Source organism: Woronichinia naegeliana WA131, assembly GCA_025370055.1.
GTDB classification, from domain to species: domain Bacteria; phylum Cyanobacteriota; class Cyanobacteriia; order Cyanobacteriales; family Microcystaceae; genus Woronichinia; species Woronichinia naegeliana.
In genome coordinates this window covers 3284239-3310487 of record CP073041.1, presented here as the reverse complement: position 1 = coordinate 3310487, position 26249 = coordinate 3284239, and the positions used below count along the sequence as shown (strand labels likewise).

Genomic DNA, 26249 nt, shown 5'->3' with positions numbered 1-26249 from the left:
GCGCAAGGTTGATCCGCCTCCCGTTCATCAGCCATCGTTGTTTAGGATGTTTTCTGTATAGACTCTCTGCATTGCCTTATTTCCCCGCCCTATGTCTAAACTCGTTATCGTTGAATCTCCTACTAAAGCGCGTACCATTCGCAACTATCTGCCCCAGGACTATCGGGTAGAAGCGTCAATGGGCCATGTGAGAGACTTACCCGCATCGGCGGAGGAAATTCCCGCAGAGTTTAAGGAAAAACCTTGGGCTAATTTAGGGGTAGATGTGGAAAGTGACTTTGAACCCCTCTATGTGATTCCGAAGAGTAAGAAAAAAATTGTTAAGGAATTGCAGGCGGCTCTCAAGCAGGCCGATGAAATTATCCTGGCGACGGATGAAGACCGTGAAGGAGAAAGCATTAGCTGGCACTTAGCCCAATTGCTCAAACCCAAAGTCCCGATTAAACGGATGGTTTTCCATGAGATTACCCAGGAAGCCATTCAACAGGCGTTACGAAACTGTCGCAATATTAATGAAAATTTAGTTCACGCTCAGGAAACCCGTCGTATCTTAGATCGTTTGGTGGGTTATACCCTGTCTCCCTTGCTTTGGAAAAAGATTGCCTGGGGATTATCGGCGGGTCGGGTACAGTCGGTGGCGGTACGACTGCTGGTGCAACGGGAACGGTTAAGACGAGCCTTTAAGGAAGCCGGTTATTGGGATTTAAAAGCTTTGCTAGAGCAGGCAAAAAGTCCCTTTGAAAGTAAATTAATCACCATTGCCGGTAAACGAGTCGCCACTGGTAGCGATTTTGATGACAATACGGGGCAGTTAATTCCAGGTCGGGATGTGGTTTTGCTCAATGAGGCCGAGGCGATCGCCCTTAAAGAACGATTAACCGATAAACCCTGGCAAGTAACCAATACAGAGGAACGACCTACCAATCGCAAGCCTTCACCTCCCTTTACCACTTCCACCCTGCAACAGGAATCCAACCGTAAACTGGGAATTTCGGCACGGGACACTATGCGCGTGGCCCAAAAGCTCTATGAAGAGGGTTTTATTACCTATATGCGGACGGATTCGGTGCATCTCTCTGACCAGGCGATCGCTGCTTCTCGTAGTTGTGTGGAGCAGATGTATGGCAGAGAGTATTTAAGTCCTCAGCCTCGCCAATTTACAACCAAAAGCAAGGGAGCGCAGGAAGCCCACGAGGCCATTCGTCCGGCTGGAACAGAGTTTCGGATTCCCAACCGAACAGGGTTAAATGGTCAGGAATTAGCTCTCTACGATCTGATCTGGAAACGGACAGTGGCTTGTCAAATGGCCGAAGCACGAGTTACTCAAATCAGTGTCACCCTCAAAGTTGAAGATACAGAATTTCGTTCATCGGGAAAACGCATTGATTTTCCTGGTTTTTTCCGGGCCTATGTGGAAGGTTCCGATGATCCTGATGCGGCTCTCGATAGTCAAGAGGTGATCTTGCCTGCGTTGAAAAAAGGCGATCGCCCTGATTGTAAAAATATTGAAGAAGTCGGTCACGAAACCCAACCCCCGGCCCGTTATACCGAAGCCTCTTTGGTAAAAACCTTGGAAAGTGAAGGAGTTGGTCGTCCCAGTACCTATGCCAGTATTATTGGGACAATTATGGATCGCGGCTATGCCCAGATGCGGGGTAAAGCCTTGGTTCCTACCTTTACAGCCTTTGCAGTGGTCAGTTTATTAGAGGCACACTTTCCCGATCTTGTGGATACGGGTTTTACCTCGCGCATGGAACAGACCCTGGATGAAATTGCCACAGGGGAAACCAAATGGTTGCCTTATTTGCAGGGTTTTTTCCTGGGAGATGAAGGTCTGGAAAATCAGGTTAAAGTGCGCGAAAGTCAGATTGATCCTAGTTCCGCCAAGGCAGTGATTTTGGAAAATCTGGCGGCCAAGGTTAAAATTGGTAAGTTTGGCCCCTATATTGAAATTCCCCAGGGCGAAGAAATTGTCACCGCTTCCATTCCCGCCGATTTAACCCCCGCCGATCTAAGTCCCGAACAGGTTGAGATTCTACTCAAGCAAAAATTGGAAGGCCCTGATCAGATTGGTACACATCCAGATAGCAATGAACCGATCTATCTTCTTTTGGGAACCTATGGCCCCTATGTGCAGTTAGGAGATGTTAGTGAAACCAATAAAAAACCGAAACGGGCTTCTTTACCCAAAGGTGTTAAACCTGAAGATGTCACCCTCGAAATGGCTGTAGGTTTATTGGCCTTACCGCGTACATTGGGACAGCATCCCGAAACAGGTGCGAAAATTCAGGCTAGTTTAGGGCGTTTTGGCCCCTACGTTGTCCATGATCAGGGCAAAGAAAGCAAGGAGTATCGTTCGCTCAAGGCTGGCGATGATGTATTGACGATCAATCTAGAGCGAGCCTTAGAATTATTGGCGGAACCGAAAAAGGGGCGCGGCGGTAGCAAGGGCAGCACCAAGGCTCCGTTAAAAGAGTTGGGAGTGCATCCCCAGGACAACGAACCGGTCAATATTTATGATGGCCCCTACGGTCAGTATGTGAAGCATGGCAAGGTGAATGCCAGTTTGCCGGAGGGTGAGACGTTGGAAACAATGACATTAGAAAAGGCTTTACCTGCTTTAGCGGCTAAGGAGGGTACGAAAAAAACGGCTAAAAAAGCGAGTTCGACTACTGCTAAGACAACGACGACAACTAAGGCTGCTACGGCTAAGAAGACAACGACGACTAAGCGTTCTACAAAAACAAAAACGTCTTAGGATTGGGGGATGCGTACAAACTGATTTTCTTTTGTTCGTATCCTCAAACCTATTATTAACAAAAGTCAATTTCTAAAATGATCAATGGAGGCTCAACCTAAAGAAATTCAAATCTACGTTACCACCAAAGGGAATTGTCCTTTTGAAGAATGGTTAAATACTTTAAAAGATCAAAAAGCCGTTTTAAAAATTGATCATCGTCTGAGGCGAGTTCGCTTAGGTAATTTAGGCGACTACAAGTCTGTCGGAGATGGCATTTTTGAGTTCAGGATTGATTATGGTTCTGGCTATCGCATCTATTTTGGTCAAAGAGGAACAAGACTTATTTTGTTGCTTTGTGGTGGTGATAAAAGTACCCAACAAAAAGATATTAATCTAGCAAAACTCTATTGGAAAGATTATGCAAACCGTCAAAACAGCCCCAACTAAAGATTATCAAGATTATTTGGCGATCTCGCTTAATGATCCGCAAAGAGCAGCAGGTAACATTGAAATGGCTTTACAAGAAAAAGAGCGATTATCGGGAATGCTTCAATTAACGTTGGAAGATATTGTTAATGCTCGTAAAAAAGCTAATAATCTTAGTGAGTCTGCTCAACTAGCCTATGAAAAACTAGCGGCAATTTTAGCTCAAACTGATGGTCAAGAAATTTATAGTTTTGTTGATTTATTAGAAGAGTTTGGATTACAGATAAATATTATGCCCAGCATTTAATTGTTGATGAATCGCTTTATTTTTAGATATTTAACATTTATTAATCTGAGGAAATTACCGTGCGTATTGAACAATTAGAGGTTAAAAATTTTCGCTGCTTAGAGGATATTTCGATAAATTTTCCTGATAATAACATCGCAGTAATTGTTGGTATTAATGGAGCAGGAAAAACCACTATTTTAGATTGTCTAAAAATAGTCTTAAGCTCGATCATTAATCAATTAATTCAACTGGAAATAAAAAAAGATTTTGTTTTGCAAGATATTATTGGGAGTTTAACAATCATTGAACAAGATGAAATTCATTACACAGCAGAATCTTCGCAGTTAGATGCTGTTATTAAAGAGAATGATGAACATACAATTACAGTTTTATGTACAGCAAAAATTTTAGAAGAAGATAATTCTGAATCGACCACTTCAAACATTACAGGAGTTAATTATATTGAACAATACTCTCAAGATTCTTATCAAAATTTTCCTCTCTTTGTCTATTACCATGACAGACCTATAGACTATTACCATAACAAACATAGAAAACAAATAAAACAATATACAAAACCTTTAAAAATATATTTTGACAAACAGCAGTTAAATATTTATCGGGGCTGTATGCAAGCCGATCTGGATGATTTTTATGAATTTACTCAATGGTTTGAAAGAAAAGAAAATTTTGAAAAGGAAAGACGAATAAGTGAAAATCCTAATTACAGAATTTCTAGCTTAGAAGCTGTTCGCAAAACATTTGAAAAATTGCTCAGTAATCTAACAAGTATTCCTTTTTCTGATTTACGTATTGTTAGCAATTCTAGGGATCGAGTTTTCCCATTTAGACGGAGGATTCCTAATCCAACTCTAGTAATTAGCAAAGATAACCAAGATTTTAAACTTGATCAATTATCAAGTGGGGAAAAAAGGTTATTAATGTTAGCGACTGATCTTGCTCGACGCTTGGCGATCGCCAACCCAGGACTAGGAGAAAATGCCTGGCAAGGGGAAGGAATTGTCTTAATTGATGAAATTGATTTACATCTTCATCCCCAGTGGCAACGACGAGTATTACCTGCCCTGACAAAAACGTTTCCTAACTGTCAATTTATTGTTACGACTCACTCTCCCCAGGTATTAAGTGAAGTCCCTAAAGAAAGTGTTTTTATTTTAGAAGATGGAAAATTAATAGAGTATTCTCCCCATACTATTGGCCGCGATAGTAATTCAATTTTGTATGAAATTTTTGGTGTTAAAGAAAGACCAGAATGGTCTCAACAAAAAATTGACGATTGTTTAAGATTAATAGATGATGAAAATTGGAATGAAGCCAGAGAAGCTCTAGAAGAGCTATCAAATTTGTTTGGAAACAATGATACTGCTGTTGTTCAAGCACAAACTATATTTCATTTTATGGAGGATTAATAAATGAAAAAAATCACTAAAAATCCTGATCCTTTAGTGATGCAGGAACTTCTTAATTTTATTCAATCTGAGAAAAAAGCAGATATTATTCCCAACTATACAAACTTTCGTGAAAAGGAGAAACTTCGACAATCCTTGTTAAAAGAGCAGGGCTATATTTGCTGCTTTTGCATGGAAAGAATAGAGAACAGTAATGAGACCACAAAAATTGCTCATATCTTTCCTCAAAACCCAGTTTCAGATGAAGATAAACAAAAGGTAGAAAAGGAAAATCGAGATTTACGTTACGCTAATATGCTTGCTGCTTGCGATGGAGGTAAAGGTCAACCATCTCATTTGCAGCATTGTGATACCAAACAAGGAAACGCGATTTTAAAAATTAATCCCGCCGATCCGACTAAGAATTGTGAGAATTTAATCGCCTACAGGTCTAGTGGTGAAATTTACTCGAACGATTCTGATATTAACCACGACCTTCAAGAAATTTTAAATTTGAATTTAGAGACCATTAAAAAAGCCAGATACGAAGGGTGCGACCTTTAGTTGATAAAAGCTGTTGTAATCAGGGTTCTACAGGGAACCCATATTGATCAAGTTTTGCCCAAAATTGACTCCATCGTTCCTTGGTCAATACCAAAGCTCGTAGGCTCAAAATAATTCCTGCTCCTTTTTCCTTCCATCGCATCCCTGAACAACATAATCGTTGTTTGACCAACGTCTTACAAGCTGCTTCCGTAACACCTGAACCAATCGGATACTTTTTCTCTAAGTATTCAGCATAATCCATTTGATGCTGATGATTCTCGTAATAAGTAATCGCCGCTTGTAGTTTCTCGGTAAGATTCTTAGAATGACTTTTTTCTTCTTTGACTTCTTTCATCAGATTTAGCAGTTCTCCTGCTTTTCCTTTTTCATGCTTGAGTTCTCGACAATTTTCAGTCAACCATTCTTTTTGTTTTGACACGGTATTCGGATGCAACGCTTCTGCCAAGGCACCTAAGTAACCAGAGGCATGATAGAAATCTAATATCTGTTCTTCCGTTTGCTTTTCTAAAAACTTCCAATTTGATTCTGCCCCGTCTGCTATCCCGACCAATGTTGCCTCTGGATAACGGTTTTTCGCTCGCTCAATTTCTCTTTCTAATCTTTCTAGAAAACTCTTTTTTCCATACTCTGGTGCCGCACCTAGATAGATTGTAGGTTGACGTTCGCCTTCACTATCGTATAGGGAAACGGTTCCCACCATTGCTTCACGGTAGCCATCCTCACACATCAGCATACAGGTTCCATCTAATCCTATTCCCACTGTTGCAATTTGGCTATCCTCCTTGGGCGGGGCATAACTCCACGCTTCTTCTTTTGCCTGTACCACACTTCCTACTGCTTCACTCAATCTTTGGATATAGGATAGCGCTACTTTTCTACCATGATTTTCTAATAAATCATTTTTCACCTCTTTGCCTGCCATCCCTGACATTTTTGAGGATACCTGTTTTGCCAATAATGGCGTTGATGTTATGATTATCCTTGCTTCTCTTTCTAAGGGGCAATACGTTTTTCCTCAAAGGTGAACGCTGATATACATGACGATTCACTATAACCTCACCATAAGGTGTTTGATATTCTTTCGGTTGCTCTCCCTTACTCTTCCAGATTTCTTCACCGATTTTTAAGGGTGAACCATCTGTATCTAAATATTTCAAGGCTTCTTTGCTGGCGATGCAACCTACTTCGTTTAAGCCTTTTTGAATATTTATTTCTGTATCCAACATTGAACGACTGAGTTCTAATGTTAGTTCTATTTTTATCTTTGAACCCTCTACATTAATTAGTTTTGCTGTCATCATTGTTTCCTCTTTGTCACTTTTCATCCCATGTTAACACTTTTCTTTTCCTTCATCAACTAAAGGTCACACCCGATACGAAGCATATAATACCGTTCTTAAGAAAATAGCAAAAAAATATCCCAACAAGCCATGCTCTAAAAGAAGTCTCGAAAAAGAGATCGCAACTTATTCACAAGTTAATAAAGATGGGAAGTATGCTCCTTACTGCCAATATGTCATCTATTTTCTACAAAAGAAACTTTCAAAACTTTCGTAAACAGTTTTATTATTTAGAGGTGCGATCGCTTATCGTCGTTTACAAGGAATTTACCCCACTAATCGAGAGGGCGATCGCCAATTTTGGTTATAATTTTAATATGATTAACAAAAGAACGGCAATTTAAAAATAAAGTACATACCACACCACTTTAGATTTTTAAGACTATAATCGTCGTTTACAAGGAATTTACCCCACTAATCCAGAGGGCGATCGCCAATTTTGGTTATAATTTTAATATGATTAACAAAAGAACGGCAATTTAAAAATAAAGTACATACCACACCACTTTAGATTTTTAAGACTATAATCGTCGTTTACAAGGAATTTACCCCACTAATCCAGAGGGCGATCGCCAATTTGGCACTGGTTCCGTGTAATTGTTGGGCTAAAACTCTTGCAGGACAAGGGATTAGCAGAGAATACGAAGTTGAAGTAGTTCTTCCCAAGTTAGACCTTTTTGGAGAATACCAAGAGCAACAGCAGGCACTTTTCTCGGCGTTGCTGATTTACGGTATTAATCTCTAAAAATGCAATTTTTAAAACCCATATTCCGTACTGGTTAAGAGGAGGTAAAAAATAAACTCAGAAATAGCGACGGAATAGCTACAATCAAATCAACCAGTCACTCACCTTACAATGACTCAACTAACCGTTAAAAATCTCGACCATTTAGGCATCATCGCCGCTATCGTTGATGAGCTAGGCATTGTGGACTATATTAATCAACAACTTGGAGAAAAAGACACCACTAAAATAAGTGCAGGTCTAGTCGTTAAGGCAATGATTCTCAATGGCTTAGGATTTATCAACTCTCCCTTATATCTGTTCAGTCAGTTTTTTAAAGATAAACCCCTAGAACATCTCTTAGGCAAAGGCAATCTGACCTGAAACCACATTAAAACTGGCAATTAACGTCTGGGTGCCGTGACGAATATACTCAAATTCTCGCCTTTCTGGTTTGCCAGGTCGCATTGGTTGGGCAGGAGCCTTTCGTTCCAAGGCTTGAATGCCGGTCATCTCATCAATGGAAATTGTCTGTTCTCCCTGTTCTGCTCACTCCATTGCACTCAGGTAGGTCTGACAAATGTCACTAACTTTCTCATCAAACTCAGGGTCGGGGGCAGGGTAATCGCATCTTATTTGTTACAAAAAATACAGACAAAAAGAGAGAAATATAGTGTAAAAAAGAAGCAGTCATCTAAGAGAAGAAAAGGCTATTATTTAAAAAAAGTAAGTGAGTGAGGTCAAAGATGGCAAAAGGCTTCGGCGCAAGAGTTCTAACCCCACAACAAGAAAAAGAAGTCAAAATTATCAAAAGAAGCATACTGAAACATTTTCAGTGCCTAAAAGAACCGAGAACAGGGAGAAGGCAAGACCATAACTTAACAGCAATTGTCACCATAGGAATATTGGCAGTATTGTCAGGGGCAGATGGCTTCGTAGCAATTGAAGCCTATGGCAAAGCCAAACGAGAATGGCTAGAAATGTTTCTAGAGTTACCAAAGGGAATTCCCTCTCACGATACCTTTGGAAGAGTATTTGGAATGTTGGAAACAGAAGAACTAGAAAAAAGTTTTCTGAGCTGGATAAGCAGTCTAACGGAGAAAATGGACATAGAGCTGATACAGATAGATGGAAAAACGAAAAGAGGTTCTTATGATAGGGAAAAAGGACTAAATGCGTTACACAGCATAAGTGCGTGGAGTAGTGAGCGGGGACTGATGTTAGCGCAAAAGAAAGTAGATAGTAAATCTAATGAAATAAAAGCAGTCCCCTTGTTACTGAAGTTACTTAACATCAAGGGGGCAGTAGTAACCCTAGATGCAATGGGAACGCAGACAGAAATCGCAAAACAAATAAAGCAAGGTGAAGGTGACTATGTATTGGCTCTCAAAGGAAATCAGGGCAAACTTAATAAACAAGTTAGGGATTGGTTTAAACAAGCGGTCGCTCAGAACTGGCAAGGAATTGAATACAGTTATCATGAGAAGACAGAAAAAGGACATTACCGTTTAGAAACTCGTCAAGTCTGGACAGTGTCAATCAATCAGCTTTCCGCATTGCATCGCCAAAATCAGTGGGTCGGTTTAGCAACTGTTGTGATGGTTAAAAGTAAAACTCAATTCGGTCATAAAACAACAGAGACGTTTCGCTATTATATTAGCAGTCTTCCTACGGATGCCGAACGTCATAGCCATGCAGCAATTCTAAATTTGAAAAATCAGGAGGAATTAGTGGCGGGCAGAGAGTCAAATGGCTCAAGCATAAAATCAAGAAGGTGTTGCCAGCTATCAAAGACAAAATAGGTAGTAAGAGTACGTAAATGGGAAAAAAAGCATCTTCGAGTCCCTAAAAGTAGTCGGATACGTTGGTAGGACTCATCTAAAAGCTGTAAAACGGTGTGAAACAAGAAAGCCAGTAAATTTAAGGTGAGCAAAAAGGTAGCAAGATGGTGGTCACCATGTCCAAAATTGTGTTCTAGATGGTAGCCCTGAGTCTTAAGAGTATTATGGTTCTCATTTTCGGTTTTCCAACGAGAGCGAGCGACACTGACTAACTCAACAATGTTATCGGCTTGGGGAAAAAGGTCGGTAATCCAATCGTTGTGAAAGAGAACCTGACCATCAGAACGGCGAGTAACGGTAACCTCGAACCAATGAGTATTGAGGGCGGCGGAACCATCTCTTAGGGGCAAGTGATAAGTCCAACGATAATGATAATCATGCCAATCGCGACCATGACGACGACGCTCATGGAAAGAGTAAACCTCTCCAATCTTCTCGGCATAGTCCAAAAACTCATAAAGAGTGGGGTGAGATTCAGGCAAACAGACAAAGAGATAGTGAAAGTGGTTTTGAAGAGCCTCTTCGCACATCGGTTGACGACTATAGAGGTCATCCCCCAATCATAGTAACGCTGAACGGGTCAAAAAATTCTCGATGTCTGTGGAGCCAACGTTTTGCCGCTGCTACCTCACAGTCTTGTTTCTCGTGACCATCTTGAGGGGTAATAAATTCAGGGTCAAGACTAATTCAGCAATTCTAAATTTGCGCTGTAGCAAGAGTTTCAGGTTTTAGTTCGCGTAATACGGGGTAAAATTCAACGGGATTAACAAGTTCATTTTACGAGTCTTCAGGCTTTTAGGCGCAATAGTACATACAGGATTGCCCCAAAAACCCCCTTTGAAATGTTCTTTAAATCCCTAAAAGGCTTGCTGTGTCTAAAACTGAGAATTGCTGAGACTAATTACCGCTTTTTGCTGAGGTGAGACAATTACGGGTAAGATTGCCGAATGAAAGTAAGTCACTGTCCCGTTTTTATGGGTTCGATGGGAACATTGCTCACAGTGAATATTTTGAGAGGAGAAATACTCTGTGCCATCAAGCGGAATTAGTAATTGCTTGTCTAACACCTCATACTGAGTCAATATTCCTCTGGTCTTCAGGAGTTGGTAAATGTCACTAAACACCCCAAATAACGAATTGGCTTTGATTTTGTCTAGAATATTGCGAATTTGATTGTCACTAGTGGTCTGTCAATCTTGAAATGAGGGGCTACAAGAACCCGTAAGTCTATTTTGGCAAGGCTTTGAGAATCTAGCAACCCATCAAAATAAAGTTGACGTGCCACTAGTAGTCTGAGGCGCAAGTTAAGATACTATTATTAGGCAACCGATAAAAAGATAAATATAGGTATATAGGAGAAAAAGTCATGCCCCGATTAGCCCCCAAAGAGTTAAAGTTGGAAGCAAAAGAACGAGAACATCTAGAAAAACTGATAAATCGTCATACAACAGAGCAGCAATTCTAAATTTAAGGCGAGGTAAGGGTTGTAGAAAAAAAGGATAATGGGAAAGGACAACAAGGTAAGCTGTCATCACTCTAAGTGGATATAAGGTAGAATATATAGACTTACTTTTTTGTATGACTATGCTGACGTTAAACTTCTTAGACCAAAAGACCAAGAAAGAGCTACAAAAAGCCCTTAAAACGGAAGAGCACGCAGTTACAAGAGAGAGAATATTGATTATGTTACTGAGAAATGAAGGAAAAACGTATGATGAAATATCAGGATTATTAGGATGTTGCAAACGACAAGTGTGGTACTGGTGCAATAATGGAAATCCGAAAGAGATAGAAAGCTTAAGAGACAAAAGAAAAAAAGGAAATCACAGGAAAGTAACAGAAGAATACATAGAGAAATTGACGGAGATAATAATCAAAGAGCCTGAAGAGTTTGGATATGAATTTGGACGTTGGACAGTAGCAAGACTATCAACTCATATGGAAAAAGAAACGGGTATATTGTTAGGAAATACACAACTTAGAAATATGCTTAAAAAAAAGCGATTTGTCTATATCTGGGCAAAATATAGTCTAGAAGATAAAAAAGATGAGCAAAAAAGAGAGGAATTTAGAAAGAAAGTTGAAGAGTACAAGAAGCTTTTGAAAGAAAAGCCAGAATCGATCCAGATATGGTTTTGGGATGAAAGTGGCTTCAGCTTAAGAGTAATACGGAGAAAACATTGGACAAAAAAAGGAAAGCGTAAAAAAGTGAGGGGAGATAGAAGAAAAGGAAGAGTCAATGTAATGGGTGGTATTAGATATACTGACAAAAAACGGTGGGTTGATTTGATTCCCACTGGTAACTCTCAGAACTTCAAGAGTGTATTATTAAAATTTTACAAAGACATACAAAGAGAATGGATAGAACAAGGAAATAAAAAAGAAGACTTTGAAAAGAATGGTCCGAAGATTGTGATTATTTTAGATAATGCGAGCTTCCACAAAAAGCAAGAAATTCTAGACGAGAGCACGGAAGAAATGCCAAACATTATTTTGGAGTTTTACCCCCCTATAGTCCCGATTATAATTTAATGGAATTGGTATGGCATTCAGCAAAAGAATATATTGCAAATAAATTATTCAAATCAATTGAAGAATTAGAATCTCTCATCCATAAACTTCTTAATGAAGGTGGATTGACAATATGTTGGGGACGTAAAATCAAAAACAAGGGCTCAAGTATTATTGCAAGTTAAACTGATGACAGCTTAGCCAGAGAGGAAGAAAAGATGCAAGGAATAATCAGTATGACTGGTCTGATAGCGTACTTGGCAGCAAGTATAGAGGGGTGCGACCTTTAGTTGATGAAGGAAAAGAAAAGTGTTAACATGAAATGAAAAGTGACAAAGAGGAAACAATGATGACAGCAAAACTAATTAATGTAGCTGACTTTTCCCGTTAAGTGCGGATTGCAAGCTGCCAGCCTTGGCAAAGGTCATGCAACTTCAACCAACCGCGCCAAAGGACTTGGATACCGAGAGGAGTTTTACGACGATGTTCAAGATAACCACCAAGAAAAGCAACAGACTCGACAGCCCAAGCAACAGTCAAAATAGGGGGAAGTTTTTGAGAGGCGGCTGCTTTTAACACCTGAAGTTGAAGAGGATTAAGAATTTCAATCGCGAGAGCATCGGGCTGGGTACGATGAAGATAAGTAACGTGTAAAAGTTCAACAGCAATGACACTTAAAAAACCCAAAAGAGTTTTCATTCCATCAGAGGCAAGTCGATAACGCTCACTCTGACAACCAGACTTAAGGACTTTATGAAATTCTTCAACCCGCCATCGGTAGGTGTACCAACGAAGAATAGTGACAGCCATCTCAATAGTCTCAACAACTTCTGTAGTCAGAAGCATCCAAGATAAAGGAGTTTCGCCTTCGGGACAATCGATTTCTGTCGCATAAACAGCATAGACATTCAACGGGTCACGATTATCAAAACGATAGGGAGTTCGTAGATTAACTGAGCAAAATCGGACGGCAAGCTTAACCTTCCGTGCTTTTCTTTTTCCTGTACTCGGAATCTCGATTTCTTGATGAAAACGAATCGGTTCTGATTCCAAATGTTGCCAAAGTCGTTCACTATTTTTGTCTAAACTACGATTATGAGACGCTCTGACCAGCACTCCTGTATGCTTGAGTTGACGCACTGAGTCAAAGACTTCTGAAACATCTCCTTCTCTGTCAAATACATGAATTACCCTCGTTGAACTTTCTACCTGTTTCTCACAGGTGTTTAGAGCCTCTACCCATTTGTAGGATTCTTTTTCCTCAAATGGTCTTTGACGAGCTGCTTTTCTTTGTTCTTTCTGTCTTTCTTTTTTCTGCTTCGCCGTTTCATCTGTTGGGGGCTTTTCTTTTACCTCCCTATTCCACAGTTTTTGCCATAATAAACCTAATACTTGTCCTTTTTCTGGCTCAATTGCTAAAGCACTATGCAGTATTAATCCATTCCCTCCTTTTCCAGTCGGCCCATACCCTTCCCTTTTTTCCTTGATATTGCGATAATCTAAGAAGGTCGTATCTCCGACTGATAGCATTATCTTATATTCTTCTACGGCGGCAGTTGTCATTTCACAGTGCGGCTCTATTATCTTGACAAAGTCTGTTTTCGGATTCCCAAAAATTCATAGGCCCTCTTTAACTCGTTTCCTCCCTTAAACACTTCTGATAAGGCTTTTCCAAACCCCTCACTTAACTTTTTCCCAATCGAGAAGGCACGATTGTTTAGCCTCTCGTCTCCCAATTCACAACTGGCAAAGTTTTTTGTCCACCATTCCAACATTTTTTGACCTGCCCTTTAAGATTTTCTCCATTTTACAGTCTCATACTCCCTTCATCCTTTGTTTTTGAAATTTGAACGATAAGCGGGATGATGGCTTCAGAATATTTTTTTCCTGTCAAGAGAATCATTACTCAAACCCTTGCCAGATAAAGCCTCTAGAAGTTTGCATTGCTGGATTTTGGACTTAACGGGAAAAGTCAGATTAATGTAGAGGGTTCAAAGATAAAAATAGAACTAACATTAGAACTAAGTCGTTCAATGTTGGATACAGAAATAAATATTCAAAAAGGCTTAAACGAAGTAGGTTGCATCGCCAGCAAAGAAGCCTTGAAATATTTAGATACAGATGGTTCACCCTTAAAAATCGGTGAAGAAATCTGGAAGAGTAAGGGAGAGCAACCGAAAGAATATCAAACACCTTATGGTGAGGTTATAGTGAATCGTCATGTATACTGAACACGGTCACAAGTTGCGAATTTTAAAAATAAGAGATAATATAGTAAAAATAGAAAAAGTAGTCAAGAGGCTGAGAAATGATTAAGTTAGAATTTACGGAAGAAGACAAAAGACTGTTGTCTTACGGTCGGTTTAATCACCCGCATCCTAGAGTACAGCTAAAGATGGAAGTTTTATGGTTAAAAAGTCAAGGATTATCTCATCAAAAAATTGCTCAATTCGCAGGAGTTTCAGTAAATACGGTGACAAGCTATATCCGTGATTATCAAGAGGGCGGGATAGAAAAACTAAAAGAAATAAAATTTAATCGCCCGAAAAGCGAGTTAACAGAGCATCAAGGGAAAATTGAGGCATATTTTGAGTTAAATCCACCAGCAAAAATAAATGAAGCAGTAAAAAGAATAGAAGAATTAACGGGAATAAAAAGAAGTCCAACGCAAGTCAGAAAATTTTTAAAGTCAATAGGAATGAGGTGTCTAAAGGTGGGAACAATTGCATCAAAAGCAGATGCAGAAGCTCAGGATAGCTATAGAGAAAAAGAGCTAGAACCAAGGCTAGAAGAGGCAAAAGCAGGAAAAAGGGCAGTTTTCTTTGTAGATGCCTCTCATTTTGTAATGGGAGCATTTGTAAATTTTATATGGTGCTTCAAAAGGATTTTTATTAAGTTACCATCAGGGAGAAAACGTTTTAATGTGTTAGGAGCATTAAATGCAATTACCCATGAAGTAATTATGGTAACGAACAGTTCTTATATTACGGGAACTCAGGTTTGTGAACTCCTAGAAAAGATAGCAGAATTAGGACTATTAATACCGATTACGTTGGTATTAGACAATGCTCGTTATCAAAAATGCCGAATTGTGCAGGAGTTGGCAGAATCATTAGGAATAGAGTTACTGTACTTACCTCCTTATTCTCCTAACTTGAATTTAATTGAAAGACTGTGGAAGTTTGTGAAAAAGAAGTGTTTATACGCAAAATATTATGAAGATTTTACGCAGTTTTCTGCAGCAATTTCAGGATGTCTTGAAGATGCTAACGTAAAATATAAGGAGGAGCTTGATTCTTTGCTCACCTTACGATTTCAACGCTTTGATAAATCTCAGATTATGAACGTTTGAAGTATATATCAGCGTTCAGTAGGAGGAAAAACGTATTGCCCCTTAGAAAGAGAAGCAAGGATAATCATAACATCAACGCCATTATTGGCAAAACAGGTATCCTCAAAAATGTCAGGGATGGCAGGCAAAGAGGTGAAAAATGATTTATTAGAAAATCATGGTAGAAAAGTAGCGCTATCCTATATCCAAAGATTGAGTGAAGCAGTAGGAAGTGTGGTACAGGCAAAAGAAGAAGCGTGGAGTTATGCCCCGCCCAAGGAGGATAGCCAAATTGCAACAGTGGGAATAGGATTAGATGGAACCTGTATGCTGATGTGTGAGGATGGCTACCGTGAAGCAATGGTGGGAACCGTTTCCCTATACGATAGTGAAGGCGAACGTCAACATACAATCTATCTAGGTGCGGCACCAGAGTATGGAAAAAAGAGTTTTCTAGAAAGATTAGAAAGAGAAATTGAGCGAGCGAAAAACCGTTATCCAGAGGCAACATTGGTCGGGATAGCAGACGGGGCAGAATCAAATTGGAAGTTTTTAGAAAAGCAAACGGAAGAACAGATATTAGATTTCTATCATGCCTCTGGTTACTTAGGTGCCTTGGCAGAAGCGTTGCATCCGAATACCGTGTCAAAACAAAAAGAATGGTTGACTGAAAATTGTCGAGAACTCAAGCATGAAAAAGGAAAAGCAGGAGAACTGCTAAATCTGATGAAAGAAGTCAAAGAAGAAAAAAGTCATTCTAAGAATCTTACCGAGAAACTACAAGCAGCGATTACTTATTACGAGAATCATCAGCATCAAATGGATTATGCTGAATACATAGAGAAAAAGTATCCGATTGGTTCAGGTGTTACGGAAGCAGCTTGTAAGACGTTGGTCAAACAACGATTATGTTGTTCAGGGATGCGATGGAAGGAAAAAGGAGCAGGAATTATTTTGAGCCTACGAGCTTTGGTATTGACGAAGGAACGATGGAGTCAATTTTGGGCAAAACTTGATCAATATGGGTTCCCTGTAGAACCCTGATTACAACAGCTTTTATCAACTAAAGGTCACACCCGATGAAAAATACATTTAATCTAGAAAATTCGCCTCGACTGTCAAAAACGGTGAACAACTCATCGAAAATCAAGCCAAAATAATCTCTTAAAGTAGAAGAACAAAAAATTGGCACACTCAATCCGCTCAGCTTGTCTCCAAAAGCTGAACTTAAAGAATAAATTATTCTGTTTTCATCTCCACCTTAGTTTTTAACTCTTTTGTTTCTAATTCGTAGTTATAAATACCTGCTATTAAATTTGCTCTTAAACCGAACCTACGATGTCTATTTCTATAGGTTGAAGATAATATTCTGAAAATTTTTAATCGTCGATTAACGTGTTCTACTACTACTCGAAGACGGTTTAACAACCGATTATATTGCTTTTCCTCTTTACTTAATTTTTTACCCTTTTTTCTCTTAATCGGTGTTTCACTTCATTTATGAATTTTGGCAATTCCTTGATATCCCTTGTCCGCTATCATTTTTATCAAATCTCCTACTCTTACTCCACTATTTTGGAATAGCTTGAAGTCATGCACTCTCCCTTTACCACTCGCTAGACAGATGATTTTCTGGCTTTTTAGGTCAACAATTATTTGCGTCTTTAATGTATGTTCTTTTTGCTTCCCACTATAATAATTTTTCTGATTTTCTTTTGGTTTTTCTATCGGACTCTCTGTTACATCCATTGCCACTACTTTTTCTTCTGTCCCTTTTTGACGTAACTCTTTCTTTCCAGGTAGACTGAATACTCCTGAGCGAATTAAGCTATTTTCGATTTTCTGAGTTGTACGACACACCGTTGATTCTGATACTCCCCAGTCTGTTTTAATATGGTACTGTGTTCTATATTCTCTTAAATATTGAAGGGCCATTAAAACTTGATCTTCTATTCTCAATTTACACGGACAACCAACCTTCTTTTTTTTTCTCCTCATTTTTGACCAACTCTACCATTCGCTTAAATGTCGGTTTTTGAACCCCTGTCAGTCTCTTGAATCGATTTGCTGATAGTTTTCTTGCCTTGCTATATTCCATAATTAAATTACGATGAGTGATTTTAGTTTCCACTTTCACGATAGCATTTTCTGTTTTTATACGGTAAATTTATGCCACTGTTTGTATAAAACGTATTTTAGTTAACCCTTTATTATAACATATAGTATTTATGCAAGAGGTCTATGGTTGATTCTCCCATTTTGGTGATTGGTTACGGTAATAGTCTGCGCTGTGATGATGGCGTGGGGCCTTATCTGGCTGAGACCATTGCTCAAAAAGCTTGGCCAGGAGTACAAACTTTATCCGTTCATCAACTCACTCCCGAACTCGCGCCTCAGATTGCTCAAGCAACGAAGGTAATTTTTATTGATGCGATCGCCAATCGGCAAAGCTCGGAAGTGATCATGGAAGTTCTAGAACCAAAAGACAATTATTCTGGCTTAGATCATAGTGGCAATCCCAGTTATTTATTAGCTCTAGCGAAACATCTCTACGGTTATTGTCCCCCCAGTTTTTGGGTGATGGTTCCCGCCCAGAATTTTGAATTTGGGGAATATTTTTCCGTGATCACAACCCAGGCAATGACCGAGGCCCTAGCAAAAATTTTTACCTTGATTTTTGAAGCGGATTTACCTCATGAGACAATTTCTCTGGGATCCATTAGGGATGACGGTTTCTGCGATGAAGAAAATATAAATACAGACGGCTAACAATTTTTTCCATTTCTACCCAAAGAAACATTAAACTACTAAAGCCTAAACAGATGAGCAGTTGTCGAGGGCTTAACCAATCAGTATTAAAAAATTGTCGTAGAGGTTCTACATAGATCAACATCAGTTGCAGAATAATAGTAATAATTACAGCCCCCCAAAGATAGAGATTGGTTAGGGGATTCATTTCAATGGTGAGTCGCGTATTGGATCTAACGGCGATCGCGTGGCCCATCTGGGCGATACAGAGGGTGGTAAAAACCATCGTTTTCCAACTATCAGGATAATCGGACTGGGCCGCATCATGATAAGCCCAAAGCATTAAGGTAATAGTAATTATTGAAAAAACTAAGCCAATACGAATAATATAAAATCCTAACCCCCTAGCAAAAATACTTTCCTTGAGTTTATAGGGTTGACGACGCATAATGTGAGGATCCCCTGGCTCTACCGCTAGAGCTAAAGCCGGTAAACCATCGGTAACTAAATTCATCCACAAAATTTGTAATGGTGTCAGAGGAACACCCGATAATCCTAATAACGGTGAAGCGGCGATCGTAATCACTTCACCAATATTACTGCCTAGAATATATTTAATAAAATGACGAATATTACTATAAACGACTCGCCCTTCTTCCGTTGCGGCAACAATGGTAGCAAAATTATCATCTAATAAGACCATATCACTGGCCTCTTTACTCACATCAGTGCCGGTGATGCCCATCGCAATCCCAATATCTGCCTGTTTTAAAGCCGGTGCATCATTCACACCATCTCCCGTCATGGCCACAAATTTCTGGCATTTTTGCAAAGCTTGGACAATCCGCAATTTATGTTCAGGAGATACCCTCGCAAAAACGCCGATCCGTTCTACCTCTGCTTCCAATTGAGATTGAGAAAGTTGATCTAATTGTTGACCTGTCATCACCGCTTCATTTTGAGTACTAATCCCCAACTGTTGGGCAATCACTGCTGCCGTTAAGGGATGATCCCCCGTAATCATAATTGTCCGAATTCCGGCTCCCTGACACTTGGCCACAGCTGCTTTTACCTCTGGTCGCGGTGCATCTAGCATTCCCACAAAACCGAGCCACACAAAATCGGAGGAAGAGTATTTTTGGATGAGTTCCCCTCCCACATTCAGAATTTGCTCCAGGGGTTTATAGGCAAAACCTAATACTCTCAATCCTCGTCCGGCTAAATGATTATTTTCAGACAAAATTTTCTCTTGGCCTGTGGGGTCTAGGGGCTGAATTTTGCCATTAATCAAACCGGATGAGCATCTTGGTAGGAGGGTTTCGGGCGATCCTTTAGTTAACAGAAAATAGGGAGACTCTGCCAGTAATTCTGCCCAGATAGAGATCGGGGTACTGGGCTGGTAGGAAATCATGACACTCATTTGTTTTCGTTCTGAAGAAAAGGGAATTTCTCCTTGACGAACAAAGATTTGCCCTAGGGCGGTGGAGGTTAATCCTCCTTTGCCAGCCAGAGCTAATAAAGCCCCTTCGGTGGGATCGCCGATAATTGTCCAATCCTCTGCCGCTTGATAAAGATGGGCATCATTGCAGAGAAGGGCACTCAGTAAGAGAAAACGTAGATCGAGATGAGTTTCCACCGCCAGACGTTCTCCCTGACGATCATAAAAATGACCCAGGGGGGCATAGCCTTCTCCCGTAACCGTAAACTGTTCTCTAGCAGTTTGTACTTCTTTGACGACCATTTTATTTTGGGTGAGGGTTCCCGTTTTATCGGAACAAATGACATTTACCGAACCCAGGGTTTCTACGGCGGGCAGTTTGCGGATCAGGGCGTTGCGTTTAATCATGCGTTGAGTGCCTAAGGCCAGAGTGACGGTAATCACAGCAGGTAAGCCTTCAGGAACCACCGCCACGGCCATGCTGAGAGAGACTTCAACCAGTTGGGGTAAAATTTTCCATCCCCTCTGTATTACCCCGATCGCAATGACGAGGGCCACCATCGTTAGGGAAGAACTAACTAATACATTCCCTAGATCACTCATCCGTCGTTGTAGGGGAGTGGCTTCATTGGTCACATCCTGAAGCATTTGGGCGATTTTCCCCAATTCCGTGGCCATGCCCGTTCCCGTCACCACAGCCTTCCCTCTACCCTGTACCACCTCTGTCCCAGCAAAGATCATATTAGGGCGATCGCCGAGGGCGGTTGCCTGGGGAACACCGGCTAGATGGCTTTCTTTCATCACGGCATGGGCCTCGCCGGTTAAGGCCGCTTCTCGAATCTGGAGATTATGGGCTTCGATTAATTGGCCATCGGCACAGAGTTGGGTTCCGGCTTCTAAGAGAAAAATATCTCCTGGCACTAAACTACTGGACTCAACCAGCAGACGAGTGCGATCGCGGATTACCTGGACTTGAGGAGCCGCTAATCGTTTCAGAGCAGCTAGGGCTTTTTCGGCACGACTTTCCTGGAAATAACCTAACAGTCCGTTTAATACAACAATGGCCAAAATGGCGATCGTATCCTTGAAAGGGACTCCTGATTTTGCTGCATTGCCACTATGAAGTTGCACCAGTTCAAAGAGACCCGCAACCACCGCGACTCCAATCAACATCAGCAGCATCACGTTATTAAATTGATCCAGTAATATGCGCCAATGACTCCGTTTTGAGCCTTCCTGAAGTTCATTAATGCCGTAGTGATCTTGACGTAATGTCAGGGACGTTGAGGTTAGACCATTATCTGCACTGGTTTCCAGTATCCTCAGAGTTTTTTCCACTGGGTAAGTATGCCAGGGCTGATCAAGAGTCGGAAACGGAGAATGGTCGATCGCAGACATCATGGTAGTCCTAGACAAGAAAAAGTTGCAAAAGCCTCATAGATCTAGTCTAAGGAACAATGAGAGAACTGTAACGATTTGTAGCAATTATTTATGCTAATTGAGGATTATTCCTAATTAGTTAGAAGAACACCCCGACTTTCCTCGAAGAGGATAGCCTAAGTCTTAGCCTCTTTCTGTCAGAAAAAAAGAGAAGAAAATAGTTCAGTTCAAGCCGGATTGGTTAAAATATTGATGATAATTGAGGGTTGATTTTTTGCTAGGTTTTGGAGTCTGCCAAGGTATAATTAGCGTAAAGCTTCCTATTCTCACGTTAAGCAATGCAGACAGGAGCGTCATCATGGATAAAGATACGAAATTTGCCCTATTAGTAGTTGGTGTTCCCTTGCTGGGAGCAGCCTATTGTGCCTTGATGTTAGGTGTGATGTTTGCTTTTGCTGATGCTCGGCAGCATCCAATTATTACGGCCACGGTATTTGTTCTGGCCCCTTCGCTGGTTTCTGGCTCTATTTGGTTATTTTCTTCCTTTAGGGCTAAAAATAAAGAACGGTTAGGGCTATAAGCAAAAACTGCAAAAGTCTAGGCTAAAGAGTGGGTAATAAAATTAATAATTTCTGTCTGGATTTTTTCGGGAGACTTTTGCCCATTAATAGAAAGGAGTCGCCCTGAATAATCTTGAAAAATACGTTGATAATTTTGGCTAACTTCTGTCAATTTATCGGCTTTTTCGTAGCATTCTTTTTGTTGGCGATCGCTGATGCGGGCTAGGGCAATATCGACGGGCAGATCTAGGTAGATAACGAGGTCGGGATTCGGAAAAGCTTGATTAAGACGACTAACAAAGATGTATTCTTCCGGCGTATGGCAATTGTAGGCGAGAGATGAAAAATAATAACGGGGGGTAATGACATGACAATGATCTTTTTCAATGAGTTTTAAAATACCGTCTAAGTCGTTATAAAGGTGATAATGGCGATCGGCCGCAAAGAGATAAGCCATCTGTTCTTCACGCCGCTTTTGGTTTTCTATGGGAATGATTTCTTGCTGTAAAGATTGACGAATCAATTGGCCAATCAGCCCATCGGAGGGTTCGGGACTGAGGATTGCCGGTTCACCCTGACGAATAAAATAGGCTTTTAACGCTTCAGCCTGGGTCGTTTTACCAGACCCATCAATACCTTCAAACACAATAAATAAAGGTCGCATTAGACTGGAGATGAGGTTTAATGTGTTTTGAGTTTACCCTATAATCAAGGACAGGTTAATTTCGTACTCTCACTTCAATAATTGCAATGGTTATGTCACTGCTTACGACTGGGAAAGGTTTTATTCGAGCATTGGAGCAGTCAGGGGCTTTAGGTGTCTATGCTCCCCTGGAGGGTGGTTATGAGGGCCGCTATCAACGTCGTCTGCGGGCAACCGGTTACACGAGTCTTTCTCTGACTGCGCGAGGACTGGGAGATTTAGGGGCTTATTTGACCGGCATTCATGGGGTACGTCCTGCCCATTTAGGTAAAAAAAATATTGGTCAAGAGGGAGCCGTTGGTCAGGTTTATTTCATTCCCCCGATCGCCACTTACCAGTTAGAAAATCTTTCGCCTCAATCTAAAGGATTAGTGCTTTGGATCTTAGAAGGTTTTGTGCTTTCCCAAGCCGAGTTACAGTATTTGATCGGTTTAACTCAGCAGGAACCCCGCTTAAAAATTGTCCTAGAGATGGGCGGCGATCGCGTTTTTCGCTGGCAAGCCTTAACGGAATTACTACAAGCTGCTTAGGCAATGAAACCTACTTGCTTTGGGGTTTGGGGCAGCCTGGAGACCTAGACCCTGGCGTTATCAATTAGGGAAAAAATAAAAGAAGTTAAACCCAAAGGCCTAACTCCTTACTCACACAACCGTTTTCTTAAGATAGTTGAACGTTAGTCTAGACCGATACGTCACTAAATTCCTGAGCCAGGTGATCAAAGGGAGCATCAATGAGATCTATATTGGCTAGACCCGCTTCGATGGCCATATCTTTGAGCATTTCTTTCATGATTTGAATACCACGCACCGTGGGGCCAATGGGAACGCCTAAAGAATTATAGGTTTCCCGTAATCCCTGCAATACCCGCTCGTCTAAGACCTGGTTATCACCCGCCACAAGAGCATAACTGGCATAGCGTAGGTAGTAGTCCATATCTCGTAAACAAGCAGAGAAACGACGAGTTGTATAGGCGTTACCACTTGGACGAATCAGTTCCGGTACTTCTTCAAAGAGTTGGGCCGCTGCTTTTTTAACCAGGGTCGGAGAATTGCTGTTGATCAGATTTGCCGCCGCAATACGGGTAGCACCAGACTCAAAGTAGGCTTTAAGTTGATCGATGGCATTACGGTCTAGATAACGACCCGTGACATCGTAGTTTCTAATAAGGGTAGTAACCGCGTCTCGCATTAAATTTTTCTCCCAATGGTTTTGGCTTACAGGAAGCCGTAATTTTTTAGGTTATTTATTAATGATCATTTCCGAGTGAACGCAAGTCAAGTTATCTTGCTGAGAAGATACAAATCGATACTCTTTCACTATCATCATTGTTCTTGGGACGGTGACAAGCTTCAAGCGATAGAAACCAGAAACCCCCAACCTATCCACAGGCCAGGGGAATGACTTCAGGTTCTAGAGATGGGGTACAAATTGCTCTTTCTCTGGAACCACCACGTATTCAGCTACAATTTGGCGAAACTCTTCACCATCAATGGTTTCCTTGTCAATCAGTAACTCCACTAGACGGTCAACCACTTCTCGGTTGTCTTGGACGATTTGACGGGCAATTTGATGACCTTGCTCGGCGATCGCCCGCACCTGAAAATCAATTTGAGCCGCCACTTCTTCGGAATACTCAGAGCGATTCATTAAACCACCACCGAGAAAAACCTCACCACCGGAGCCTTCTAGGGAGATGGGGCCAAGGATGCTCATCCCGAAGCGAGTTACCATCTGACGGGCCATTTCTGTCACCTGTTGTAGATCACCGCCTGCCCCCGTCGTCACTTCATCATCGCCAAAGACTTCCTCTTCCGCAGCCCGTCCCCCCATTGCACCAGCAATACGGGCCATTAATTGGGCTTTGGTGGTTAATCCCTGTTCTTCAGTCGGCATAAACCAGGTTAAACCTTGGGCCTGACCACGGGGAATAAGCGTCACTTTTTGTACCGGATCATGATCCTTCATCAGAGTGCCCACGATCGCATGACCAACCTCATGGTAAGCAATTAAACGTTTGCTCTTGCTATCAACCAGGGGCGTTCCTTCCATACCGGCTACGACCCGATCCACCGCCGCATCAATTTCTAAAAGGGTGATCGCTTCTTTACGACGACGAGCCGTTAAAATAGCCGCTTCATTTAACAGGTTAGCCAAATCAGCACCGCTAAAGCCAGGGGTACGACGGGCAACGGCCTCGATGGAAACCTCTGGAGCCAATTTTTTATTGCGAGCATGGACTTCCAGAATTTCTAAGCGACCTTTGAAGTCGGGCGCATCCACCATTACTTGACGATCAAAACGACCCGGACGCATCAAGGCCGAGTCTAAAACATCGGGGCGGTTCGTGGCGGCAATAATAATAATGCCCGTATTGCCTTCAAAACCGTCCATTTCCGTCAGTAACTGGTTCAGGGTTTGTTCCCGTTCGTCGTTACCGCCCCCAATGCCAGCCCCGCGTTGACGACCCACCGCATCAATTTCATCGATAAAGATTAAGCAAGGTGCGTTTTCTTTGGCTTTTTTGAAGAGATCCCGTACTCGACTGGCTCCTACTCCGACAAACATTTCCACAAATTCCGATCCCGAAATACTGAAGAAAGGTACTCCCGCTTCTCCGGCGATCGCCTTAGCTAATAGGGTTTTTCCTGTTCCAGGCGGACCCACTAGTAGAACACCCTTGGGAATTTTGGCTCCGACAGCAGTAAAACGTTCCGGCTGTTTGAGGAAAGTGACCACTTCCTGTAATTCTTCCTTGGCTTCATCAATACCGGCCACATCGTCAAACATGATGCCTGTTTTAGCATCCATCTGGAAACGAGCGCGGGATTTACCAAAATTCATCGCCTGGCCAGGGCCACCGGGCAAATTGCTAGAACGACGGAAGAGGAAAAACAGAGAGGCAATTAATAAAACGGGGAAAACTAGATTACCTAAAAAGCCCCAGATCATGCCATCGTTGCGAACCGGATGGGAATCCAAGCGCACATTCGCATCTCGCAATTGGGAAATCAATTCTGGCGCATTCAACGGTAGATCCACTCGTGAACGCAAGATGCGATCCACATCGGGGTCACGAACCTGAACGATCGCCGTCCGACCGCCATCATATAAATCCACACTCTGAATGCGATCGGCATCGAGGTATTCTAAAAAGCGTCCATAGGTCATGCGGGTATTCGCCGTGTTACTGCCCACATTAGCGGCACGATTGGCAAACGTTCCCTGCCAGAGAAAGAAACCAACCACTAAAGCTGGCAACGTCCAAAGTAAAATTGTTCTCCAAGAAAGTTTCATGTTTTTTTCTAAAGAATGGAATAGGTCATTTGTATAATTTCGGGGTACATTTAGAGTAGATTGCTCTAGCCGAACTTACTTTTTTTGTCAAGCCCCTAGCATAGATCAATGCCAGTTGCAAAGTTGTCTTAACTAAATTTAACGTAATTCTCAGCTTTATGACAACCTCCGTTACAGTGTACTGCAATCTTGGCTAACGTAAAGTGCGATCGTCGCATCGTAGCTTTATTAGGCTGGGTTGGGTTGACAAAAGGAAACCCCCATATCTGCTACATAAACAATATTCCCAAAAAATTGTTAACATCATACGCCTGATGTGAGTTGGAGCATGGAATGGCGTAAACTCGTTTAATTGATGCTTTCTCTAATTAAAGGGGGGGCTAAAACCCTTGCTGACTACTAGGTTATTTTGACTCACATCAGACGTATCATTATCATTAAATTTGTTGGGCTGTGTTACTTAACCTAATCTACAGTGCTACTTCTGTCTTCGGTAAGCCTTGGCGATCGCCGTTTAAAATAAAAGGGAAGTGTTTAGGGTTAGCAATAAGAACTATGACAGTACAACGTTGGACGGATGAAATGCTGGATAATCTGGCTTCCAGTACGACCGAATTACGGGAAGGTTCGACCGAGTTACGGGAAAGTGTCACTGAGCTACGGGAAAGCGTCACTGAGTTACGCAACGGCTTTTCGGATGTGCGCGAAGGTATGGCGGATATGCGGGAAAGTATTGGAGAGATTCGAGATAGTGTAGATGGATTGAGAATCACTTCCCAAGCATTGTTACAGGTTGCGGCACAAAATCAAGTGAGAATGGATCGGTTTGACGAAGAGATGACATTAGTGAAACAACGTCAATCGGAAAGTGATCAACGGTTTAATATTTTATTGGAGGAGGTGCGTTTTTTGATTCGGGGTAAAACCGACGATTAATAGGGTTTTAAT

At 41.4% G+C, this 26249-nt stretch carries 24 protein-coding genes and 3 pseudogenes; 16 read left to right on the top strand and 11 right to left on the bottom strand.

Features of this window, described 5'->3' with window-relative positions; genetic code table 11:
* Window positions 1–91 precede the first annotated feature (91 nt).
* From topA to KA717_16700, 5 genes are all read left to right on the top strand, one after another.
* The gene (gene topA, locus KA717_16720; GenBank protein ID UXE64028.1) at window positions 92–2758 is read left to right on the top strand and encodes a type I DNA topoisomerase; all 2667 of its coding nucleotides are present in this window, start codon (window positions 92–94) and stop codon (window positions 2756–2758) included.
* Between the two features lie 84 nt (window positions 2759–2842).
* Entirely contained in the window at window positions 2843–3187 is a 345-nt protein-coding gene (locus KA717_16715) for a type II toxin-antitoxin system RelE/ParE family toxin (GenBank protein UXE64027.1), read from the top strand.
* On the top strand, window positions 3159–3473 hold the full coding sequence (locus tag KA717_16710; protein UXE64026.1) for a hypothetical protein: 315 nt from the start codon (window positions 3159–3161) through the stop codon (window positions 3471–3473). Before KA717_16715 ends, KA717_16710 begins: the two co-directional genes overlap by 29 nt.
* A 59-nt stretch (window positions 3474–3532) precedes the next feature.
* The gene (locus KA717_16705; protein UXE64025.1) at window positions 3533–4885 is read left to right on the top strand and encodes an AAA family ATPase; all 1353 of its coding nucleotides are present in this window, start codon (window positions 3533–3535) and stop codon (window positions 4883–4885) included.
* 3 nt (window positions 4886–4888) lie between these two features.
* Window positions 4889–5428, top strand: coding sequence for a hypothetical protein (locus KA717_16700; protein ID UXE64024.1), 540 nt, complete (start codon window positions 4889–4891; stop codon window positions 5426–5428).
* Window positions 5429–5447: 19 nt separating this feature from the next.
* On the opposite strand, the pseudogene KA717_16695 reads toward KA717_16700, so the two are convergent.
* Window positions 5448–6729 (bottom strand): annotated as a pseudogene (locus KA717_16695) (ISKra4 family transposase).
* Window positions 6730–7627: 898 nt separating this feature from the next.
* On the opposite strand from KA717_16695, the gene KA717_16690 reads away from it, so the two are divergent.
* Window positions 7628–7879 carry a DUF4277 domain-containing protein gene (locus KA717_16690; GenBank protein ID UXE64023.1) on the top strand — a complete coding sequence of 84 codons (252 nt, stop codon included), beginning with the start codon at window positions 7628–7630 and terminating at the stop codon, window positions 7877–7879.
* Here the strand turns inward: KA717_16690 and KA717_16685 are convergent.
* The gene (locus tag KA717_16685) at window positions 7856–8008 is read right to left on the bottom strand and encodes a hypothetical protein (protein ID UXE64022.1); all 153 of its coding nucleotides are present in this window, start codon (window positions 8006–8008) and stop codon (window positions 7856–7858) included. The genes KA717_16690 and KA717_16685 overlap by 24 nt on opposite strands.
* Window positions 8009–8241: 233 nt before the next feature.
* Here KA717_16685 and KA717_16680 point away from each other — a divergent pair, with 233 nt between their 5' ends.
* Window positions 8242–9297 carry an ISAs1 family transposase gene (locus KA717_16680; protein ID UXE64021.1) on the top strand — a complete coding sequence of 352 codons (1056 nt, stop codon included), beginning with the start codon at window positions 8242–8244 and terminating at the stop codon, window positions 9295–9297.
* On the opposite strand, the gene KA717_16675 is transcribed toward KA717_16680, so the two are convergent.
* Window positions 9213–9896 carry a hypothetical protein gene (locus tag KA717_16675; protein UXE64020.1) on the bottom strand — a complete coding sequence of 228 codons (684 nt, stop codon included), beginning with the start codon at window positions 9894–9896 and terminating at the stop codon, window positions 9213–9215. The genes KA717_16680 and KA717_16675 overlap by 85 nt on opposite strands.
* A gap of 315 nt (window positions 9897–10211) precedes the next feature.
* Window positions 10212–10460, bottom strand: coding sequence for a hypothetical protein (locus KA717_16670; protein UXE64019.1), 249 nt, complete (start codon window positions 10458–10460; stop codon window positions 10212–10214).
* Between the two features lie 460 nt (window positions 10461–10920).
* Here KA717_16670 and KA717_16665 point away from each other — a divergent pair.
* Window positions 10921–12032, top strand: a pseudogene (locus KA717_16665) (IS630 family transposase).
* 202 nt (window positions 12033–12234) lie between these two features.
* Here KA717_16665 and KA717_16660 read toward each other — a convergent pair.
* Complete coding sequence (locus KA717_16660) at window positions 12235–13410, bottom strand: IS4 family transposase (GenBank protein ID UXE64018.1); 1176 nt, start codon at window positions 13408–13410, stop codon at window positions 12235–12237.
* A gap of 17 nt (window positions 13411–13427) precedes the next feature.
* Entirely contained in the window at window positions 13428–13622 is a 195-nt protein-coding gene (locus KA717_16655; GenBank protein UXE64017.1) for a transposase, read from the bottom strand.
* A gap of 168 nt (window positions 13623–13790) precedes the next feature.
* Between KA717_16655 and KA717_16650 the strand changes: the two genes are divergently transcribed.
* The 4 genes from KA717_16650 to KA717_16635 all read left to right on the top strand — a co-directional run bounded on the left by KA717_16650 (window position 13791) and on the right by KA717_16635 (window position 16222).
* Window positions 13791–14078, top strand: a complete 288-nt coding sequence (locus KA717_16650) for a hypothetical protein (protein ID UXE64016.1) — start codon at window positions 13791–13793, stop codon at window positions 14076–14078.
* Between the two features lie 77 nt (window positions 14079–14155).
* A complete protein-coding gene (locus KA717_16645) occupies window positions 14156–15199 on the top strand; it encodes an IS630 family transposase (protein ID UXE64015.1) in 1044 nt (347 codons plus the stop codon).
* Window positions 15196–15342, top strand: a complete 147-nt coding sequence (locus tag KA717_16640; protein ID UXE64014.1) for a hypothetical protein — start codon at window positions 15196–15198, stop codon at window positions 15340–15342. Before KA717_16645 ends, KA717_16640 begins: the two co-directional genes overlap by 4 nt.
* Entirely contained in the window at window positions 15308–16222 is a 915-nt protein-coding gene (locus tag KA717_16635; protein UXE64013.1) for an ISKra4 family transposase, read from the top strand. The genes KA717_16640 and KA717_16635 overlap by 35 nt, the downstream gene beginning before the upstream one ends.
* A gap of 195 nt (window positions 16223–16417) precedes the next feature.
* Here the strand turns inward: KA717_16635 and KA717_16630 are convergent.
* Window positions 16418–17276, bottom strand: a pseudogene (locus tag KA717_16630) (IS5 family transposase).
* A gap of 143 nt (window positions 17277–17419) precedes the next feature.
* Between KA717_16630 and KA717_16625 the strand changes: the two are divergent.
* On the top strand, window positions 17420–17947 hold the full coding sequence (locus tag KA717_16625; protein UXE64012.1) for a hydrogenase maturation protease: 528 nt from the start codon (window positions 17420–17422) through the stop codon (window positions 17945–17947).
* On the opposite strand, the gene KA717_16620 is transcribed toward KA717_16625, so the two are convergent.
* A complete protein-coding gene (locus KA717_16620) occupies window positions 17898–20762 on the bottom strand; it encodes a cation-translocating P-type ATPase (protein ID UXE64689.1) in 2865 nt (954 codons plus the stop codon). The genes KA717_16625 and KA717_16620 overlap by 50 nt on opposite strands.
* 340 nt (window positions 20763–21102) lie before the next feature.
* Between KA717_16620 and KA717_16615 the strand changes: the two genes are divergently transcribed.
* A complete protein-coding gene (locus tag KA717_16615) occupies window positions 21103–21324 on the top strand; it encodes a hypothetical protein (protein ID UXE64011.1) in 222 nt (73 codons plus the stop codon).
* A gap of 17 nt (window positions 21325–21341) precedes the next feature.
* Here the strand turns inward: KA717_16615 and tmk are convergent, their stop codons facing one another.
* Window positions 21342–21968, bottom strand: coding sequence for a dTMP kinase (gene tmk / locus KA717_16610; protein UXE64010.1), 627 nt, complete (start codon window positions 21966–21968; stop codon window positions 21342–21344).
* Between the two features lie 92 nt (window positions 21969–22060).
* On the opposite strand from tmk, the gene KA717_16605 reads away from it, so the two are divergent.
* Window positions 22061–22537 (top strand): NAD(P)H-quinone oxidoreductase subunit N, encoded by a 477-nt coding sequence (locus KA717_16605; protein UXE64009.1) that lies wholly within the window; start codon window positions 22061–22063, stop codon window positions 22535–22537.
* Window positions 22538–22685: 148 nt separating this feature from the next.
* On the opposite strand, the gene apcB is transcribed toward KA717_16605, so the two are convergent.
* Both apcB and ftsH2 read right to left on the bottom strand, forming a co-directional pair.
* On the bottom strand, window positions 22686–23195 hold the full coding sequence (gene apcB, locus KA717_16600) for an allophycocyanin subunit beta (GenBank protein ID UXE64008.1): 510 nt from the start codon (window positions 23193–23195) through the stop codon (window positions 22686–22688).
* Between the two features lie 222 nt (window positions 23196–23417).
* Window positions 23418–25301, bottom strand: a complete 1884-nt coding sequence (gene ftsH2, locus KA717_16595) for an ATP-dependent zinc metalloprotease FtsH2 (GenBank protein ID UXE64007.1) — start codon at window positions 25299–25301, stop codon at window positions 23418–23420.
* A 453-nt stretch (window positions 25302–25754) separates the two neighbouring features.
* Between ftsH2 and KA717_16590 the strand changes: the two genes are divergently transcribed.
* Entirely contained in the window at window positions 25755–26237 is a 483-nt protein-coding gene (locus KA717_16590) for a hypothetical protein (GenBank protein ID UXE64006.1), read from the top strand.
* The last annotated feature ends 12 nt before the right edge of the window (window positions 26238–26249 follow it).

Bases quoted from the DNA above. Each gene is read 5' to 3' on its own strand.
- KA717_16635 (UXE64013.1), top strand. From the start codon at position 15,308: ATGTCAGGGATGGCAGGCAAAGAGGTGAAAAATGATTTATTAGAAAAT.
- KA717_16645 (UXE64015.1), top strand. From the start codon at position 14,156: ATGATTAAGTTAGAATTTACGGAAGAAGACAAAAGACTGTTGTCTTAC.
- apcB (UXE64008.1), bottom strand. From the start codon at position 23,195: ATGCGAGACGCGGTTACTACCCTTATTAGAAACTACGATGTCACGGGT.
- KA717_16625 (UXE64012.1), top strand. From the start codon at position 17,420: ATGGTTGATTCTCCCATTTTGGTGATTGGTTACGGTAATAGTCTGCGC.
- KA717_16615 (UXE64011.1), top strand. From the start codon at position 21,103: ATGGATAAAGATACGAAATTTGCCCTATTAGTAGTTGGTGTTCCCTTG.
- KA717_16685 (UXE64022.1), bottom strand. From the start codon at position 8,008: ATGACCGGCATTCAAGCCTTGGAACGAAAGGCTCCTGCCCAACCAATG.
- tmk (UXE64010.1), bottom strand. From the start codon at position 21,968: ATGCGACCTTTATTTATTGTGTTTGAAGGTATTGATGGGTCTGGTAAA.
- KA717_16715 (UXE64027.1), top strand. From the start codon at position 2,843: ATGGAGGCTCAACCTAAAGAAATTCAAATCTACGTTACCACCAAAGGG.
- KA717_16620 (UXE64689.1), bottom strand. From the start codon at position 20,762: ATGTCTGCGATCGACCATTCTCCGTTTCCGACTCTTGATCAGCCCTGG.
- KA717_16690 (UXE64023.1), top strand. From the start codon at position 7,628: ATGACTCAACTAACCGTTAAAAATCTCGACCATTTAGGCATCATCGCC.
- KA717_16710 (UXE64026.1), top strand. From the start codon at position 3,159: ATGCAAACCGTCAAAACAGCCCCAACTAAAGATTATCAAGATTATTTG.
- KA717_16660 (UXE64018.1), bottom strand. From the start codon at position 13,410: ATGACAACTGCCGCCGTAGAAGAATATAAGATAATGCTATCAGTCGGA.
- ftsH2 (UXE64007.1), bottom strand. From the start codon at position 25,301: ATGAAACTTTCTTGGAGAACAATTTTACTTTGGACGTTGCCAGCTTTA.
- KA717_16605 (UXE64009.1), top strand. From the start codon at position 22,061: ATGTCACTGCTTACGACTGGGAAAGGTTTTATTCGAGCATTGGAGCAG.
- KA717_16700 (UXE64024.1), top strand. From the start codon at position 4,889: ATGAAAAAAATCACTAAAAATCCTGATCCTTTAGTGATGCAGGAACTT.
- KA717_16680 (UXE64021.1), top strand. From the start codon at position 8,242: ATGGCAAAAGGCTTCGGCGCAAGAGTTCTAACCCCACAACAAGAAAAA.
- KA717_16655 (UXE64017.1), bottom strand. From the start codon at position 13,622: ATGTTGGAATGGTGGACAAAAAACTTTGCCAGTTGTGAATTGGGAGAC.
- topA (UXE64028.1), top strand. From the start codon at position 92: ATGTCTAAACTCGTTATCGTTGAATCTCCTACTAAAGCGCGTACCATT.